This is a genomic window from Achromobacter sp. JUb104 (assembly GCF_024806975.1).
GTDB lineage: Bacteria > Pseudomonadota > Gammaproteobacteria > Burkholderiales > Burkholderiaceae_B > Achromobacter > Achromobacter spanius.
On sequence record NZ_JANUEY010000001.1, the window covers coordinates 666,922 to 682,385 of the forward strand.

The following is a 15,464-nucleotide window of genomic DNA, read 5'->3' on the forward strand; positions in this document are numbered from 1 at the left end:
GGCTGCTGCTACGCCGCGCGGGCCACTTGATGGCCGGGCGCGAATTCAGTCAGCGGAATGATGGCCGGTTCGTCGCCGACGCGGCGTACCGGGCTGGGAATTTCACCTTCGATCAGCGAGGTATCAATATGGCGGCCGGGCTCGGCCACCGGCACGGCGGCCAGCAGCTTGCGCGTGTAGGCATGCTGCGGCGATTCAAAGATTTGCCGGCGCGTACCCAGTTCCACGATCTGGCCCAGGTACAGCACCGCCACGCGATGGCTCACCTTTTCCACCACCGCCATGTCGTGCGTGATGAACAGGTACGACAAGCCACGGTCTTTTTGCAGGTCCATCAGCAGGTTCAGGATCTGCGCTTGAATGGACACGTCCAGCGCGGAGACGGATTCATCGGCAATGATCAGCTTGGGGTTGCTGGCCAAGGCGCGCGCGATGCACACGCGCTGGCGCTGGCCGCCCGAGAACTCATGCGGATAGCGCGTCGCGTGCTCGGGCTTCAAGCCCACTTGTTCAAGCAGCTCGCCCACGCGGCGGGCGATGGCGTCTTCGCCGTGCAACAGGCCGTGCGTGCGGATGGGTTCGGCGATGCTGAAGGCCACCGTCTTGCGCGGGTCCAGCGATGCGTAGGGGTCTTGGAAGATGTACTGGATTTCCTGGCGCAGGCGCTGGCGGCCGGCGGCATCCATCGAAAAAATGTCCTGGCCGTTGTAGCGCACCGCGCCCGAGGTCGGCGCCACCAGTTGCTGCAAGGTCTTGCCGATGGTGGACTTGCCGCTACCCGATTCACCCACCAGCGCCAGCGTTTCGCCGGGGTAGACATCAAAGCTGACCTCTTCCACCGCATGCACGCGATGCGTGACGCGGCCGAACAGGTTGTGGCCGACGTCAAAACGGGTGGTGAGCTTTTCCACGCGCAGGACGGGTTCGTCGTAGCTGGCGGTGTCTTGCTCGCGGGTTTCGCCCACTTCGCGCAGGGTGTCTCCGTCCAGCACGGTTTGCGGCGTGCGCAGCGGCAGGTCGCGGCCGGTCAGGCTGCCCAGGCGCGGCACGGCGGCCAGCAGCGCGCGCGTGTACGGATGCTTGGGCGCGTTGAAGATCTCATCAACAGTGCCTTGCTCGACCTTCTTGCCGCGCAGCATCACGACCACGTCGTCGGCCATCTCGGCCACCACACCCATGTCGTGCGTGATGAAGATGACGGCGGTGCCCAGGTCGCGCTGCAATTCGCGGATGGTGTTCAAAATCTGCGCCTGGATGGTGACGTCCAGCGCGGTGGTGGGCTCGTCGGCGATCAACAGGCGCGGCTGGCATGACAGCGCCATCGCGATCATCACGCGCTGGCGCATGCCGCCCGACAACTGGTGCGGATAGCGGTCCAGCAGTTGTTCGGCGTCCGGCAGGCGCACCTTGTCCAGCAGCATGCGGGCCGATTGGCGCGCGGCCGAGCGCGACAGTTGCTGGTGCAGCATGATGGCTTCCACGATCTGGTCGCCGATGGTGAACACCGGGTTCAGCGACGTCATCGGTTCCTGGAAGATCATGGCGATGTCGTTGCCGCGTATGGCGCGCATCTGCTCGTCGGTGGCCTGGGTCAGGTCGGTTTCGCGGCCATCGTTGTCGCGAAACAGGATCTGGCCCGTGGCGATGCGGCCGTTGGAATAATCCGTGAGCCGCATGATGGCCATGGACGTTACCGACTTGCCCGACCCGGACTCGCCCACGATGGCCAGCGTCCTGCCCGGCTTGACGTCGAAGTCCAGGCTGTCGACAGCGCGGAACACGCCGTTGTCGGTATTGAAGTCAACCGATACGCCGCGCACGGACAACAGCGGGGCGGTAGAAGAAGCGGTGGTGCTAGACAACGTGGATTCTCACAGCGAGGTGGCGGCGCGGGCGGCTTGGTCGTACAGGCCCGAGAGGGCGCGCAAGGTGTTGGCCAATTGGTGGCTGGCTTCGTCCGCCGCGGGGGAGTCGATGAACGATTTGACGAGACATTGCTCGCGCACTTCGGCGTAGCGCGCAATGGCGGCAGCGCCGGCGTCGGTGGTGGTGTAGATCACTTCCTTGCCCGTCTTGGCGCTTTGGACCACACCCAGCCGCTCCAGCTTTTTCAGCGAGTAGTTCACCAGGTGGGTGTCTTCGACGTTCAGCGTGAAGCAGATGTCGGCCAGCTTCTTGCCGCGTCCACGATGGAACACGTGGTTCAACACCAGGATGTCCAGCGAAGTCAGGTCGGGCAGGCCCGCGCAAGCCATGCAGCGCACCATCCAGCGATTAAACGCGTGGGACGCGATGATCAGGCCGAACTCCACCTCGGACAACTGCGGGGCGGACGTGGCGAGATGGGCGGAAGAAACGATGGCGTCCCGGATGGATGCAGACATGACAGGCGTGTGTAGGGACGGATCGATGATAAAACGTTGGCGAATTATTGACGATTTGTTGTTATGGAGGCATTCGGGATAACCCTGGGTAATAAGGGCTGCCAGGCAGTGCATAAGCGCGGCGCGATTTTTGCTGCTGTCCCTTTTGCTGGGCCTTTGTTAATCGCCTGACGTTGGGGCTAAAAACGGGAGCAAGGGATGCGGGATCTGAATACTCTACTTAAGCGGGCACTGTTCAAGTTGTCCCCTCGGACCGCCGAACGCATGAACATCGATTTCCGGCTGCGGGCGCCAAACCGCGACTTCCTGGAAGAATCGGTGTTCGGCTACCTGAATGAACTGGCCGCCGAATCCGACCACGACATCAAGACTTTGTTCGTGGGCCTGGACAAGCACAACTGGCACTACCCCCGGTTGTTGCGTTGCCAGTTTCACTCGCTGGATATCGAGGCCCGCAAGGCGGTCTATGGGCAGCCGGACAGGCATTGGACGGGCTGCGCCACCAGGATGGCCGAGCACTACGGCCCGAACGCTTTTGATGTGGTGGTGGCGAACGGGTTGGTGGGCTATGGCATCAACAGCGCATCGGATTTCAGGCGTTTGATGACGCAATGCGAGCAGGTACTGAAGCCCGGAGGCCTGTTTGTGCTGGGCTATAACGACCGCCCCGATCGCGCGCCATTTCCGGTGTTGCCCGTGGCGCGCGAGTTCTTCGAATCGTTCGTGCCACCGATTGCCGGCGTGGAACATCACGTACACCCGGTTGATGACGCCTTCCGGCACGTATATGTATTTCTTAGAAAGGCCAGGGCGTCAGCAGGAAAGACCTTTCACGCCGAGCTGCGAAGCGCCGCGTCAGGCCGTTGACCGATCCGCGACAGGCTCGGCGTCTCGCAGTGACCAGGTGCCATCGTCGTTGGACGTCAACCAATGCGTGGGGTCGATCCGTTCCAGGAACACGGCATCGTGCGACACCACCACCATGGCGCCGGGATACTGCGCCAGCGCGTCTTCCAGCGCCTGCGCCGACGCCATGTCCAGATGGTTGGTGGGTTCGTCCAGCAGCAGCAATTGGGCGGGCTGCTTGCGCCATAGCGCGGCGGCCAGCGCGGCCTTGATGCGTTCGCCGCCGCTCAAGGTGGCGGCGGGCGCCTGAACCAGGGAAGGGCCCAGGCCCAGCAGGGCCAGGCGGCTGCGCAATTCGCCCTGCGATAGCGGCGTGCCCAGGGCGTCCAAGGTTTGCAGCAGCGACGCATGCGCGGGCAATGCGCTCGCGCGTTGGTCCAGCATGGCGGTGGGTACGCGCACATCGCAGCGGCCGGAACGGGCGGGCATATCGCCCGCCAGCATCGCCAGCAGCGTGCTTTTGCCGCAGCCATTGGGCCCTTGGATCGCCAGCCGAAAAGGGCCGGCCAGGCTCAAGCTGATCGGTTGCGCCTGTTCCGGATAGGGAAGCCGGGCGTCTTCCAGATGCAGCACGCGCCGTCCGGCAGGCACCGTGGTGTCGGGCAAGGCCAAGGCCACGCCTGGCACAGTGGGCGCCCGCGAGGCGGCCTGCCTGACAGCGTTTTCCAAGGCAGCGCCCGCTTGCAGGCGGCGTAACCGGTCGCGGCCGGCATGGGCTTGAGCATTGGCCTTTTTTGCGCCTAGCAGGATGGGCGCCTGATTGGTCTCGCGGGCATTTCGGCTATTGCGCGCGCTGCGTTGCTGCTGTGCGTCGTGCTGTTGCCGCAACGCGCGCAAGCCGGCCGCGCGTTCGTTGCGGGCATGCTCCAGGGCGGCTTCGGCGGCGGCATCCTGCCTGTCCCGCTGGGCGCGCCAGGCACTGTAGTTGCCGGCGTGTCCGCTAAGCTTGCCGCCGTTGAGTTCAACAATGTTGCCCATGACATCCAGCAGGCGGCGGTCGTGGCTGACGACAATCAGCGCGCCGCGCCATGCGCTGGTTTTTTCGATCAGCCAATCGCGCGCACGGGCATCCAGGTGATTGGTGGGTTCGTCCAGCAGCAGGCCGTCGGCACCTTGCAGCAGCGCGCCCGCCAGGGCCACGCGGGTCAGTTCGCCGCCGCTAGCCACATGGGCGGGGTGAGCGAGCGGCCAGTCCGGCAGGCCGGCGTCGGCAAGCATGCGCGCCCAATCCTGATGGATCAACCAATGACCTTCAGCCAGATCGAAATCGGCGCGATCGATGCTGCCCGCTTCGATGTTGGACAGGGCGCGGACAACGGCGCCCAGACCGGCGACATCGGCCAGCGTGGTGTCGGGGCAGTAGCTTGGCGTCTGCGGCACATGGGCCACGCGCCCGTGGCGCACCACGCGGCCGGACTGCGGGGGCAGCGCGCCAAGCATCACCCGCAGCAGCACCGATTTCCCCGCGCCGTTGCGCCCGATGAGGCCATGGCGCGCGGTGGAGAAGTCGTGGCTGACGTCGTCCAGCAAGACGCGGCCGTCGGGCAGCGCCACGCTGATGCGTTGCAAGCTGAGGAAGGAGGACGCGAGGGCGGGGGATGCGACGGCAGGGGACGTGCCGGCAGGGGACGTGACGAAGGACGAATGCGTCGGGGATTGCGCCGAAGGCGGCGCGCTGGAAGACCGGGCCATGGATAGCTCTCCGAAATAATGAAACGCTTTGCGCGGCGGGCGGCAAAGGGGGATCAGAAGGAGGGCTTAAAGAATCATGGCCTTGCGGGTCTCCATGGTGAGGGCGAAGAGATTCGAACTGAATCGGCCGTCAAAGTTCCCGCCTGTCGCGGTGGGCCGGCAGTCGGGCGGGCAACGTCAGGTTTCCAGCAGCCGCAGATCCGGCGGACGGTTTTCGATAATAGCTTCCATGCTGAAGAAGCCCGTCACGGTTGACAGTTCAAAATCAGTGATCAGCTTCTGATAGAAGCGGTCATAGCCGGCCATGCCCCGGCAGACGACCTTGATCAGGTAATCCCAGTCGCCGCCGATGCGATAGAACTCCGTCACTTCGGGCAGGCGTTCAACGTGCTGGCGGAAACCGTCGGCCCAGGCTTTGGCGTGGTGGCTGGTGCGGATCATGACGAACACGGTCAGGTCCAGCCCCAGCGCCACCAGGCTGACTTCGGCCCGGGTGCCGCGAATGATGCCGCAGGCATTCAGGCGTTGAAGCCGGCGCCAGCATGCATTTTGCGAAAGGCCCACCCGATCGGCCAGCTCACGCTGCGACAGCGAACCGTCTTTTTGCAGGCAAGAGATGATGCTTAGATCAAGTTTGTCTATTTTTTCCAGTTGGTCGTTCATATGACCCATTTGCAGCAGATTTACGCAAAATTACGGTGATGTTCGTTGTTGGCTTCCATCGTATGATATTTCGGATCAATTGGAAGACCATCATGACTACGCTTACCGCCACGGCCTCCGACACCGCAGGACCGTTGCAGCAGTTTCAAGACAGCCTGAAAACCGGCGATATCGCCGCCGCGCTTGCCGACGGCCTGATCGGCAAAGACGCCTTTATCGATGGCCCCTTTGGCCGCAAGCCCCTGGTCTACGCCGACTACGTCGCATCGGGCCGTGCCCTGATGCAGGTCGAGCGCTTCGTCCTGGAACAGGTGCTTCCGTACTACGCCAATTCCCACACCGAAGCGTCCTACTGCGGCGGCTTCATTACGCGCCTGCGCCGCGAGGCCCGCGCCGCAATCGCCCGCTGCTGCGGCGCCAGCGACGCGCATGCGGTGATTTTTGCGGGCTCGGGCGCAACGGCGGGCATCAACCGCCTGGTCCACCTGTTCGGCGTGGATGCGGCGGTGGCGGCGGGCAAGCCGGTTCGCGTCATCATCGGCCCCTACGAACATCACTCGAATATCTTGCCGTGGCGCGAATGCGGCGCGGACATCGTCGAAGTGCCTGAAAGCGCGCAAGGCGGCCCCGACGTGGCGGCGTTGGACGCGGCGCTGGCCGCGCCCGCCGGCACGCTGGTGATCTGCGCCTTGTCGGCCGCGTCCAACGTGACCGGCATCGTGGCGGACGTGGCCGGCATCACCCGGCAGGTCAAGGCGGCGGGCGCGAAAATGCTGTGGGACTACGCGGGCGGCGCGCCTTACCTGCCCATCCAGATGTCGCCCGCCCCGGACGCGCAGATCGACGCCATTGTTTTTTCACCGCACAAGTTCATCGGCGGGCCGGGCGCATCGGGCGTGCTGATCGTGCGGCGCGACGCGGTGCTCGACACCACGCCGACCTGGCCGGGCGGCGGCACCGTCAAGTTCGTGTCGCCCGAGGGCCATGATTACAGCGGCAGCCTGGAATCGCGCGAGGAAGCGGGCACGCCCAACGTGGTGGGCGATATCCGCGCCGCGCTGGTCTTGCTGGTGAAGGACGCGCTGGGCGCCGATTTCATGCGCCAGCGCAACGCGCACTTCGTGCAGCGCGCGCTTGCCGCGTGGCAGGGCGCGGGCCAGTTGGAATTGCTGGGCTCGCTTAGCGCCAACCGGTTGCCCATCTTTTCGTTCCGCGTGCGCAATGCCCAGGGCGGGTTCGTGCACCAGCAATTGGTGACCCGCCTGCTCAGCGACCGCTTCGGCATCCAGGCGCGTGGAGGCTGCGCGTGCGCGGGGCCGTACGTGCACCGGCTGTTGGACATCGACCCCGCCCAGTCGCGGCAGATGCGCCAAGCCATTCTGGATGGTCGCGAAATCGAAAAGCCCGGCTTTGTCAGGTTGAACTTCAGCGTGTTGCTGTCGGATGAGAAGGCCGACTTCATTCTTGAGTCGGTCCTGGCGCTGGCCAATGACGCCTGCCAATTCGAGGCGCGCTACGGCTTCGATCCCAGCCGCGCCATCTTCTTCCCGCAACACACCGAGATGGAAATGTCCATCTGATGCCAAAGGCCTCGCCGCGCTGATTCACGGCGTGGCGACGCCAGGCGCGAGGCTTCAGCCCTCAGTCTTGCATGTGCCTGCCGCAGGTGCGGATCCAGGCGGCCTTCATGTCGGCAAGTTCCTCGGACGCCTGGGTCAGCCTGCGTACGACGGCGTCTGGGAACGCGGCGCCCTGGCGGCGGCACGCTTCAAAATCATCGCTGAGCGCGTAGCGCGCATCCAGCAAGTCCAGGCGGCCTTGGCAAAGATCCCGGTTCAGTTCCAGGTTGTTGGCCGCTTCGTGCGTGCGCTGCACGTCTTGCTTGCGCTTCAAGCTGGTTTCTGCCGCGTCGATGCGGGCAACACAGTCGCTATCGGCGCGCGCCGGTGCGGCGGCGCAAGCCGCGAAGATCAAAAAAATGGCCAGTGGCCGACGGTGCTTTGCTGCCATGCGAAAAACCTTGGTGTGGCGTGGCGTGCATCATAACTGGTGCGAAAAGCGCTCGCGATTCTGTTGCGCCGCACGCCTGCCACTGCATGGAAAACCAGTATGGTGATTCGCGGGAACGGGTCTACCATCGACCACGGCTTCCTGATTCAAAAGACCCGAACCGCAACGGAATCGGGCGCCTGCCTTCCGGCTGAAGTTCTGTTTTATCAACACGTCACGTTGGAGATGAAAGAGAATGACCACACCCCTCATCAAGGTCGATCTGGACCAGTCCCCTTACGAAAACAAGCACATCCACAACCGTTGGCATCCGGCTATTCCGATGGCCGTGTGGGTCAAGCCCGGCGACGATTTCGTATTGGAAACCTATGACTGGACGGGCGGCGCGATCAAGAACGACGACAGCGCCGACGATGTGCGCGACGTAGACCTTTCCACCGTGCATTTTCTTTCCGGCCCGGTGGGCGTGGAAGGCGCGGAGCCCGGCGATTTGCTGGTGGTTGACCTGCTGGACATCGGCGCCAAGCCCGACAGCCTGTGGGGGTTCAATGGCTTTTTCAGCCGCAACAACGGTGGCGGCTTCCTGACCGAACATTTTCCGTATGCGCAGAAATCCATCTGGGATTTCCACGGCATGTTCACGTCGTCGCGCCATATTCCCGGCGTGAACTTCGCGGGGCTGATCCATCCCGGCCTGATCGGCTGCCTGCCCGATAAAAAGCTGCTGGACACGTGGAACCGGCGTGAACAGGCGCTAATCGACACCAACCCCAACCGCGTGCCGCCGCTGGCCAATCCGCCCGCGCCCAAGACCGCCCACATGGGCGCCTTGCAAGGTTCCGACCGCGATCGTGCAGCGGCCGAAGGCGCACGTACGGTGCCGCCCCGCGAGCACGGCGGCAACTGCGACATCAAGGACCTGTCGCGCGGCGCCCGCGTGTTCTTTCCGGTCTATGTGCAGGGCGGCGGCCTGTCGGTGGGGGATCTGCACTTCTCGCAAGGCGATGGCGAGATCACCTTCTGCGGCGCCATTGAAATGGCGGGCTGGGTGCATATGCGCGTGTCGCTCATCAAGGGCGGCATGGAAAAATACGCCATCAAGAATCCCATCTTCAAGCCCAGCCCCATCACGCCCGCCTACAAGGACTACCTGATCTTTGAAGGCATCTCGGTCGACGAAGAAGGCAAGCAGCACTACCTGGACGTGAACGTGGCTTACCGGCAGGCGTGCCTGAACGCCATCGAATACCTGAAGAAGTTCGGCTATTCGGGCGCGCAGGCGTATTCGCTATTGGGCTGCGCGCCGGTGCAGGGCCATATCAGCGGGGTGGTCGACATTCCCAACTCCTGCGCCACGCTGTGGCTGCCCACCGAGATCTTCGACTTCGACATTCAGCCCTCGGCGTCAGGGCCGGTCAAGCACATCCAGGGCGGGGTGGACATGCCGCTCTCGCGCGATCGCTAAAGGAGAGCCGCGATGCCCATGTATGACTATTCCTGCGGCGCGTGCGGCGATTTTGCCGCCCTGCGGCCGCTGGCGCAGTGGCGCGATCCGGCGGCCTGCCCGCAATGCGGCGCCGCGTCGGGCCGCATCATCAGCGGCGCGCCGGCGATCTCCGCGCTGTCGTCCGCCGTGAACCGCGCACGTGCCGTGAACGAACGCAGCGCGAATGAGCCGCGCAGTTCGCGGTCGGGGCATGGCATGAACTGCGGTTGTTGTGGAGGCGGGCGCGCATCAGGCAAGACGCGCACCAGCGCCGATGGCGCAAAATCATTCGCGGGCGCAAGACCCTGGATGATCAGCCATTGACCTGCAACGGCGCCACGGCAGCGCCTTGGATCTTGTGGCGCGACAAGGCGTCCGCCACAAACCCGGATTTCTTCATGGCTTCAACAAAGGCGGCCAAATACGCACTGGCCTTGTCGCCACGGCTCTTGGGCACGCCCATGGCCTGGCGAATCAGCATGAAGTGGCCGTCCAACAGCCGCAACCCGCCCAGGCGCGCGGCGTCGGCTTCAAGCTGCTGCTTCACGCCGGCCGCCACTTCCAGGTTTTCCTGCAAGAAGGTGTCGACCACAGCGGGCGAAGTCGGGGCGCGGAAGATTTCGGCTTGCTTCAATTCGCGCGTCAGATAAAGGTCGTAGGCGCTGCCTTTGCCGACCACCACGCGCACGCCGTCGCGGTCGACCTGCTCCATGGCGGTGACCGGCGAGTCCTGGCGCACCAGGTAAGCCCCTTCGATGACGACATAGGGGGCGGTGAACGCGATCTGCTCGCCGCGCAGCGGGTCAATGGCAAAAAAACCCACGTCCGCTTGTTCCGTAGCCACGGCGTTGACGGATTCTCCGGCTGACTTGAACACCACCAGATCCAGCTTCACGTCCAGGCGCCGCGCCAGTTCCGTGGCCAGGTCCACCGACACGCCGCCGGGCTGGCCGGTGGCCGGGTCGGTGTTCGCCAGGATGGGATTGCCCAGATTGATGGAGGCGCGAAGCGTGCCGGTAGGGGCAAAGGCGGAAAGCAACTCGTGGTCGGTCTTCATGGCTTCCTTGAGGGTGGGGCGCCGGGGTGGGAGCCTGGGGCGCGGTTTGCATCAAGAATAGCTGGAACGGAATCATTGCGCGCGGCGCAGGACGTAGTGCGGGGCCAGCGGGCCGGTGGGGCGGGTGCCGTCGCGGTACAGCATGATCACCTGGTTTTCGGCGACGAAGTAGCGCTGGCTATCGCCCGAGGCGTCCAGCCGGATGGTGCTGCCGTCTGATTCCCAACTGAACGTGCCCGTGACGATCTCGGGCTGCGGCTCGCGGTCCAGGTATTGGGTCTGGCGTTCATAGCGCTCGCCCTTCATCAAGGTCAGCCGCGTCTTGATGCCGGGGCAATCGGCGCAGGGCAGGGTGCCTTCATAGCTGCCCGGCCAGTCCAGCGCGTTGCGCGCGGTGTGGCCATCGGCGGGCGTGTCGCGAGCGTCAGGCGACGAAAAGGGGGCGCAGCCGGCAAGCAGGGCAAGGCTCAGGGTGCAGGTCAGGGTGGTTTTCATCATGGCGAGCTCCTGTTGGTAAACGGGTTCACGATACGGACAGTGAATAGGGTGTGCTGAAACGGGATGTAAGGTGCGCAGCGTGGTCTTGGCAGGCAGGCGGCGCTCTGGTATGGGGCTGAGGTAGACTGCGCGCCATGGATCCCGAACTGCTCAATCTGTTGGTGACTCGCGACATGCCGTTCGGCAAGTACAAGGGACGCCTGATCGCCGATCTGCCCGGCCCGTACCTGGCGTGGTTCGCGCGCAAGGGCTTTCCCCCCGGCGAACTCGGCCGCCTCCTGGCGCTGATGCACGAGCTGGACCACAACGGCCTGTCGTCCTTGTTGGCGCCGCTGCGCGCTTCGCGGCCGGGCGCGGCGCCGAAGCGATAGCAAGCCAGGCTTGGCCACGCGGGAAGCCCGCGAAACCGAGAGAAACATCTCTGCCGTTGCCGGTAGCGTCTTGGCACGCCGGGTGGCGGCGGGCGGCGCTACGATAAGCGGCGCGCCTCTGGGGGCATCCCCCGCTACGCTGTTGTGGATGGCCAGCGGGTAACGCCTGCCGCCCCGGGGCGCCTGCCCATTCAAGAGAGAGGTCTTTATGAAGAAATATTCCGTTCCGGCTTGCCTGCTTGCCGTGGCGTGCGCCTTGGGAGCCGTGAGCGTCTCGCATGCACAGAATGCCGCGCCGGCCACGCAGGAAATGCAGTTTCCCAGCCAGCCGTCCAAGGATGGCAGCCAGTCGCCGCCGTCGACCCTGCGCATGACGGTTACCCCCGCGCCAGGCACCGGCCCCGTGGTGATCCGGGATTCGGCGGAAAGCCAGGCCGAATACGTGCGCTGCCGCGAAGTATCAGACCGCGCCGCCGTCTCCAACGCGCAGATGCAGGCCGGCGTGGCGCAGTGCCTGAAAGAACTGGAGCAGCGCCGCCAGCAGTAGCGCGGCGCGTCAGGCGGGCGCATGGTGCGGCAAGACGTTTGGCTCATCAGCCAGCCTGGGCGCCGCCGCGCCGGCCTTCGGGGGCGATCGGGGCGGGCTCTTCGAGGCAGGCGTTTTCGGGCGAGCCCGTGGCGCCGCAACCGGCGCGGGCTTGGGCGGCGTGGGTTTGGATGCTTCGGCCAGCAAGGTGTCGGGCAGCGCAAAGCCGTCGAAGCTGGCTTGCGTGAACGGGTTGTTGGCCTTTTCGGCGGTGATCCGGTAGCGCATGGCGCCGTCGTTTGCCGAGAAACTCAAATCGACGCTATTGGCCGTTGCGCTATCCAGCCGCGCCTGGCTCAGCAAACGGAACATCGACCAGGACCCGCGATACGCCAGCCCGCTGCTGGTGCCGGCCGCGCTGACCAGCGTGATGCGGCTTTCCGTGGAGTCGCCCAGGTTGTTCGGCCAGATCAGCCCCACGCTGTTGCTGGCGCCATGGCTGTAGCTGATCAACTGGCCTTCCACGCTAAGGACGCTGCTGCGACGGCTGGAAGTCAGCCCCAGCGGCTGGATACTGAACTGCACGCCCAGCGCGCCCCGGCTGTTGAAGAAGGCGTCGCGGATGCGGTCGGCGGCCTCAAGCTGCGCCAGCACATCCATCCGAACCAGATACCCGCCCCGGCGCTCTGAATACAGGGCTTCGAGGTTGTCGTCGAAGAACAGTTTCAGATATTGCTCCTTGAACTGCGCCAGCCTGCCTTGCGGCCCGAACAGCGCGGTGAAGTCCTCAAGCGATGCGTCGATGCGGCTATTCGGGCTGAACGGATAGCGTCCAGCCAGGCGTTCCTGGTAGTAGCGGTACACGTCCGTCTCCCAGCGCCGCTCAAGCTCTTTCAGGGCTTCGATCAACAGCACTTGCGACGATTCGTCGGCCAGCTTTTTTACCTGCCGGTTCAAGGGCTCGGGCAAGCCGACGGCCACGCGCTGCAGGTTGCCGATCGGGTCCGCGCCCTTGAGCGCAAAACGGTCCAGCACCACCGCAAGCGCGGCCTTGCCGGGTTCGGGGCTGTCGTGCACGGTCTTCAGGGTGTCGTGGACACGACTGATGGCGGCCATGCTTTCGTCCAGGTAGGACGGCTTGTCGCCCTTGGCCACCAACAGGTCCGCCAAGGGCGCGAAGGGCCGCGCGATGGCCGCCACCTGCGGCACGTTGGCGCCGGTAATGGCGTTGGCTGCCACGGGTTCGACGGTGTCGCGCGGCTGGCCGGCAGCGGCAACGCCGGGCGATGGCGGGCTCAACACGGTGTTGTCGCGCACTGTTTCTACCAACCGGCGCAGCGGCGCCGCGGGGCTGATCACGTTGCCCAACACGGTCACGGCCTGGCTCAGATCGTTGAAGTCAACGACCTCAAGCTGGTTCAGGCCGCGTTGCCAGGTATCGATGTAGTCGCTGCTGTACAGCGCGCGCACCCGCTCGGCCAACACCTGTTTGTCGGCTTCTGAATAATCAATCCGCTGGCGCTCGCCCAGCGTCCAGCGGTCGATCATGGCAAGGTCGGTGTAGTCCTTGCCATGCGCCGCGAAGTAACCGTGATACCCGGCCGCCGTCAACAAGGGGTCGATGCGGGTTGACGCGCCATCCTGCCCGGCCGTCGCGGTGGGATCCTTGTAGACGATGTCGAACGCGGGGCCGACTTCATTGCGCAGGTCCAGCGGCGAGTGCAGGATCTTGCCGGCCTGCTCGCGCATGGTCATGTAGACGCGCTGCGGCATGGGGATCTGCCGCAGGCGCTGCTGCACCTCGGCAATGCGCGCCTGGTTGCGGGGCAGTTCGGCATCGGCATACTTCATGGCGTAGTCCAGATGACGCATCAGCCCGTTCTGTACCGATCCTTGGCCGGGAAAGGCCGCCTGCCATTGTTGCGTCATCCAGTCTTCCACGATGGGCGGACGGCGGTTCTGGCGGTCTTCGATCATGCGGTAGACGCTTAGCGCCGCCAGTTGCTGGTTGCTGCCGGAAGGCGCACCGTTGATGGCGTTCATGACGCCGTTGGCCAGTTCCGGCAGAAAGCGCCTGGACAATAGCTGGAGATAAGCTTCGTCCACCTTTGGCCCGATCTTGCGGCCTTGGTACAAGCCCAGTTCCGAGACGACGGGCCAAGCCTTGCGGTAGTCTCCCACCACGGCGACGGCGCTGCGGATCTGGTCCAGCGGCTGCAAAAGGTTGCGGCCGGTTGGGTCGCTGCCGCTGTCGATCTTGTGCGCGCTGAACTCGCGGCTCTTCTCCAGCACCGACATCGCCATCTGCCGGTTCACGTCGTGATAGTGATACCAGCCCCCGCCCATCAGCAGGCAACCCAATGCGGCAACGCCAAACCCCACCATCAGCGTGCGCCGCTTGTCGGCCATCACCTTCAGGTTGTCGCCCGCCAGGCCCGCCTCGGGGTAGATGATCCGCTGGAACACCTGCTGCGCGAAATAGACGACGGAACGGCCACTGGGTTTTGCGTGCGCGGTCGGTTTGGTCAGGCCATAAGATTGCGACGCGGCGTTGACGAAGGCGTCGCACAGCAGTCCCTGCTGGTAGACCGATGAGAAGTACACGCCGCGCGGCAAGGCGGGCGTGATGTAGCGGTCACTGCCCAGGACCTCTTCCAGGAAACCCAGCAAAACGGGGCGCATGCCGGCCAACTGGCGCACCAGCGAGAACAGGGCCTCGCGCGCCTCCATCGTGGCAGCGTCGCCCATCGCATCGAATATCTGCTCGTTCAGGCGTTGGATGAAGCCGTCGTAGCGCTCGGCCAGTTCTTCAAGCCAGGCGTCGTAGTCATGGACCGAGTCCAGCGTGAAGGTGAAGCCGAAGATGTCCTCGCGCACGGCGCGGGGCAAGCGTGCAAAGAACGGTTCAAAACCATTAAGCAAGTCGAACTTGCTCAACACCACATAGAGCGGCGGGCGGGTGCCCAGATGCCGGCTCAGTTCGGCCAGGCGCGTGCGCAGCAGAATGGCCAGCGCCTTGCGATCGCTGGCTTTCTGGTTCAGCAGCGTGACCAGGTCCACCATCAGCACCACCCCATTCAAGGGGCGGCGGCTGCGATTGCGTCCCAGCCAGTCCACCAGCCCAGCCCAAAGGCGCGCATGGGCGCCCGGTGGCAACGACACCCGCGCGGCGGAGCGCGCCGGCTCAGGGGTGGTGGCGGCAGGCTGCACGGGTGCGTTGGCATCGGGGGATGCGTCAACATCCGTCTCCGGCACCGGCGCAACGTCAGCCTGGCTGACCAGTTCGCCGGGCGGGTCGATCAGCACCGCCTCGTCGCCCATCCACCAATCAATGTCATAGGCCAGGTCGGGGTCGGCGAAGCTGCGGCGCACTCCCGCCTTGATTTCGTTGCTAAGTGAAAAGCTCTGGCTGGACCGGTTGATGAAGCTGGTCTTGCCGGTGTTTTCCTGGCCCAGCACCAGGTACCAGGGCAGCTCGTAGAGGGCGTTGCGCCCTTTCAGATTGGTGCGTAGCAGCGCCAGGCTTTGATCCAGCGCGCGCTCTTGCGCCTGTACAAAACGCAGCAATGGGTCGTCCTGGCGTTGCGCTACCGCGCCGCGTTCGGCTTCCAGGCGGCGGTTGCGGCGTCGCAGCGACCAGAGCCAGGCCAGCACCGGCACCATCAGGATCACCAACGTGCACACAATTCGCATGGGCAGGTCGGCCAGCGGCTGCTGGCCGCGCCAGGTCCAGTGCGGTCCCAACCACCAGACTCCGATCAGCAGAAACACAATGGCCAGTAGCGCCAGGATGGGCATCGCGCTCTTGAAATGACCCGCCACGGGCAATCCGTAGCGCTTGATGATGGACCAGATATTTTTCATCGCATGA

General features: G+C 64.6%; 14 protein-coding genes. 6 read left to right on the forward strand and 8 right to left on the reverse strand.

Features of this window, described 5'->3' with window-relative positions; all coding sequences use genetic code 11:
- Nucleotides 1-8 precede the first annotated feature (8 nt).
- Together M2361_RS03055 and M2361_RS03060 are read right to left on the reverse strand one after the other, a co-directional pair.
- Nucleotides 9-1,862 (reverse strand): dipeptide ABC transporter ATP-binding protein, encoded by a 1,854-nt coding sequence (locus M2361_RS03055; protein ID WP_310508888.1) that lies wholly within the window; start codon nt 1,860-1,862, stop codon nt 9-11.
- Between the two features lie 9 nt (nt 1,863-1,871).
- On the reverse strand, nt 1,872-2,384 hold the full coding sequence (locus M2361_RS03060) for a winged helix DNA-binding protein (RefSeq protein WP_100856425.1): 513 nt from the start codon (nt 2,382-2,384) through the stop codon (nt 1,872-1,874).
- Nucleotides 2,385-2,648: 264 nt separating this feature from the next.
- On the opposite strand from M2361_RS03060, the gene M2361_RS03065 reads away from it, so the two are divergent.
- A complete protein-coding gene (locus tag M2361_RS03065; protein WP_259246170.1) occupies nt 2,649-3,251 on the forward strand; it encodes a class I SAM-dependent methyltransferase in 603 nt (200 codons plus the stop codon).
- Here the strand turns inward: M2361_RS03065 and M2361_RS03070 are convergent.
- A complete protein-coding gene (locus M2361_RS03070) occupies nt 3,240-4,982 on the reverse strand; it encodes an ABC-F family ATP-binding cassette domain-containing protein (RefSeq protein WP_259246171.1) in 1,743 nt (580 codons plus the stop codon). The two genes, M2361_RS03065 and M2361_RS03070, sit on opposite strands and share 12 nt — an antisense overlap.
- A gap of 177 nt (nt 4,983-5,159) precedes the next feature.
- Complete coding sequence (locus M2361_RS03075) at nt 5,160-5,645, reverse strand: Lrp/AsnC family transcriptional regulator (RefSeq protein ID WP_259246172.1); 486 nt, start codon at nt 5,643-5,645, stop codon at nt 5,160-5,162.
- A gap of 92 nt (nt 5,646-5,737) precedes the next feature.
- Here M2361_RS03075 and M2361_RS03080 point away from each other — a divergent pair, with 92 nt between their 5' ends.
- Nucleotides 5,738-7,225, forward strand: coding sequence for an aminotransferase class V-fold PLP-dependent enzyme (locus tag M2361_RS03080; RefSeq protein WP_259246174.1), 1,488 nt, complete (start codon nt 5,738-5,740; stop codon nt 7,223-7,225).
- 61 nt (nt 7,226-7,286) lie between these two features.
- On the opposite strand, the gene M2361_RS03085 is transcribed toward M2361_RS03080, so the two are convergent.
- Nucleotides 7,287-7,655 carry a hypothetical protein gene (locus M2361_RS03085; protein WP_259246175.1) on the reverse strand — a complete coding sequence of 123 codons (369 nt, stop codon included), beginning with the start codon at nt 7,653-7,655 and terminating at the stop codon, nt 7,287-7,289.
- A 235-nt stretch (nt 7,656-7,890) separates the two neighbouring features.
- Between M2361_RS03085 and fmdA the strand changes: the two genes are divergently transcribed.
- Nucleotides 7,891-9,120 (forward strand): formamidase, encoded by a 1,230-nt coding sequence (gene fmdA / locus M2361_RS03090; protein ID WP_259246176.1) that lies wholly within the window; start codon nt 7,891-7,893, stop codon nt 9,118-9,120.
- A 12-nt stretch (nt 9,121-9,132) separates the two neighbouring features.
- Nucleotides 9,133-9,465, forward strand: a complete 333-nt coding sequence (locus M2361_RS03095; protein ID WP_259246177.1) for a zinc ribbon domain-containing protein — start codon at nt 9,133-9,135, stop codon at nt 9,463-9,465.
- Here the strand turns inward: M2361_RS03095 and M2361_RS03100 are convergent.
- Together M2361_RS03100 and M2361_RS03105 are read right to left on the reverse strand one after the other, a co-directional pair.
- Nucleotides 9,455-10,198: an ABC transporter substrate-binding protein gene (locus tag M2361_RS03100; RefSeq protein WP_259246178.1), complete on the reverse strand. Its 744-nt coding sequence runs from the start codon at nt 10,196-10,198 to the stop codon at nt 9,455-9,457. The two genes, M2361_RS03095 and M2361_RS03100, sit on opposite strands and share 11 nt — an antisense overlap.
- A 72-nt stretch (nt 10,199-10,270) precedes the next feature.
- The gene (locus M2361_RS03105; RefSeq protein WP_259246179.1) at nt 10,271-10,696 is read right to left on the reverse strand and encodes a copper resistance protein NlpE; all 426 of its coding nucleotides are present in this window, start codon (nt 10,694-10,696) and stop codon (nt 10,271-10,273) included.
- A 134-nt stretch (nt 10,697-10,830) separates the two neighbouring features.
- Between M2361_RS03105 and M2361_RS03110 the strand changes: the two genes are divergently transcribed.
- Together M2361_RS03110 and M2361_RS03115 are read left to right on the forward strand one after the other, a co-directional pair.
- The gene (locus tag M2361_RS03110; protein ID WP_050445110.1) at nt 10,831-11,067 is read left to right on the forward strand and encodes a DUF3820 family protein; all 237 of its coding nucleotides are present in this window, start codon (nt 10,831-10,833) and stop codon (nt 11,065-11,067) included.
- 208 nt (nt 11,068-11,275) lie between these two features.
- Nucleotides 11,276-11,614, forward strand: a complete 339-nt coding sequence (locus tag M2361_RS03115) for a hypothetical protein (protein ID WP_259246180.1) — start codon at nt 11,276-11,278, stop codon at nt 11,612-11,614.
- 9 nt (nt 11,615-11,623) lie between these two features.
- On the opposite strand, the gene tssM is transcribed toward M2361_RS03115, so the two are convergent.
- Entirely contained in the window at nt 11,624-15,457 is a 3,834-nt protein-coding gene (tssM, locus tag M2361_RS03120) for a type VI secretion system membrane subunit TssM (protein WP_259246181.1), read from the reverse strand.
- Nucleotides 15,458-15,464 lie beyond the last annotated feature (7 nt).

Excerpts from the sequence above, each read along its gene's own strand:
- M2361_RS03060 (WP_100856425.1), bottom strand. The coding sequence starts at position 2,384 with ATGTCTGCATCCATCCGGGACGCCATCGTTTCTTCCGCCCATCTCGCC.
- M2361_RS03075 (WP_259246172.1), bottom strand. The coding sequence starts at position 5,645 with ATGAACGACCAACTGGAAAAAATAGACAAACTTGATCTAAGCATCATC.
- M2361_RS03100 (WP_259246178.1), bottom strand. The coding sequence starts at position 10,198 with ATGAAGACCGACCACGAGTTGCTTTCCGCCTTTGCCCCTACCGGCACG.
- M2361_RS03115 (WP_259246180.1), top strand. The coding sequence starts at position 11,276 with ATGAAGAAATATTCCGTTCCGGCTTGCCTGCTTGCCGTGGCGTGCGCC.
- fmdA (WP_259246176.1), top strand. The coding sequence starts at position 7,891 with ATGACCACACCCCTCATCAAGGTCGATCTGGACCAGTCCCCTTACGAA.
- M2361_RS03065 (WP_259246170.1), top strand. The coding sequence starts at position 2,649 with ATGAACATCGATTTCCGGCTGCGGGCGCCAAACCGCGACTTCCTGGAA.
- M2361_RS03085 (WP_259246175.1), bottom strand. The coding sequence starts at position 7,655 with ATGGCAGCAAAGCACCGTCGGCCACTGGCCATTTTTTTGATCTTCGCG.
- M2361_RS03110 (WP_050445110.1), top strand. The coding sequence starts at position 10,831 with ATGGATCCCGAACTGCTCAATCTGTTGGTGACTCGCGACATGCCGTTC.
- M2361_RS03105 (WP_259246179.1), bottom strand. The coding sequence starts at position 10,696 with ATGATGAAAACCACCCTGACCTGCACCCTGAGCCTTGCCCTGCTTGCC.
- tssM (WP_259246181.1), bottom strand. The coding sequence starts at position 15,457 with ATGAAAAATATCTGGTCCATCATCAAGCGCTACGGATTGCCCGTGGCG.
- M2361_RS03095 (WP_259246177.1), top strand. The coding sequence starts at position 9,133 with ATGCCCATGTATGACTATTCCTGCGGCGCGTGCGGCGATTTTGCCGCC.
- M2361_RS03070 (WP_259246171.1), bottom strand. The coding sequence starts at position 4,982 with ATGGCCCGGTCTTCCAGCGCGCCGCCTTCGGCGCAATCCCCGACGCAT.
- M2361_RS03080 (WP_259246174.1), top strand. The coding sequence starts at position 5,738 with ATGACTACGCTTACCGCCACGGCCTCCGACACCGCAGGACCGTTGCAG.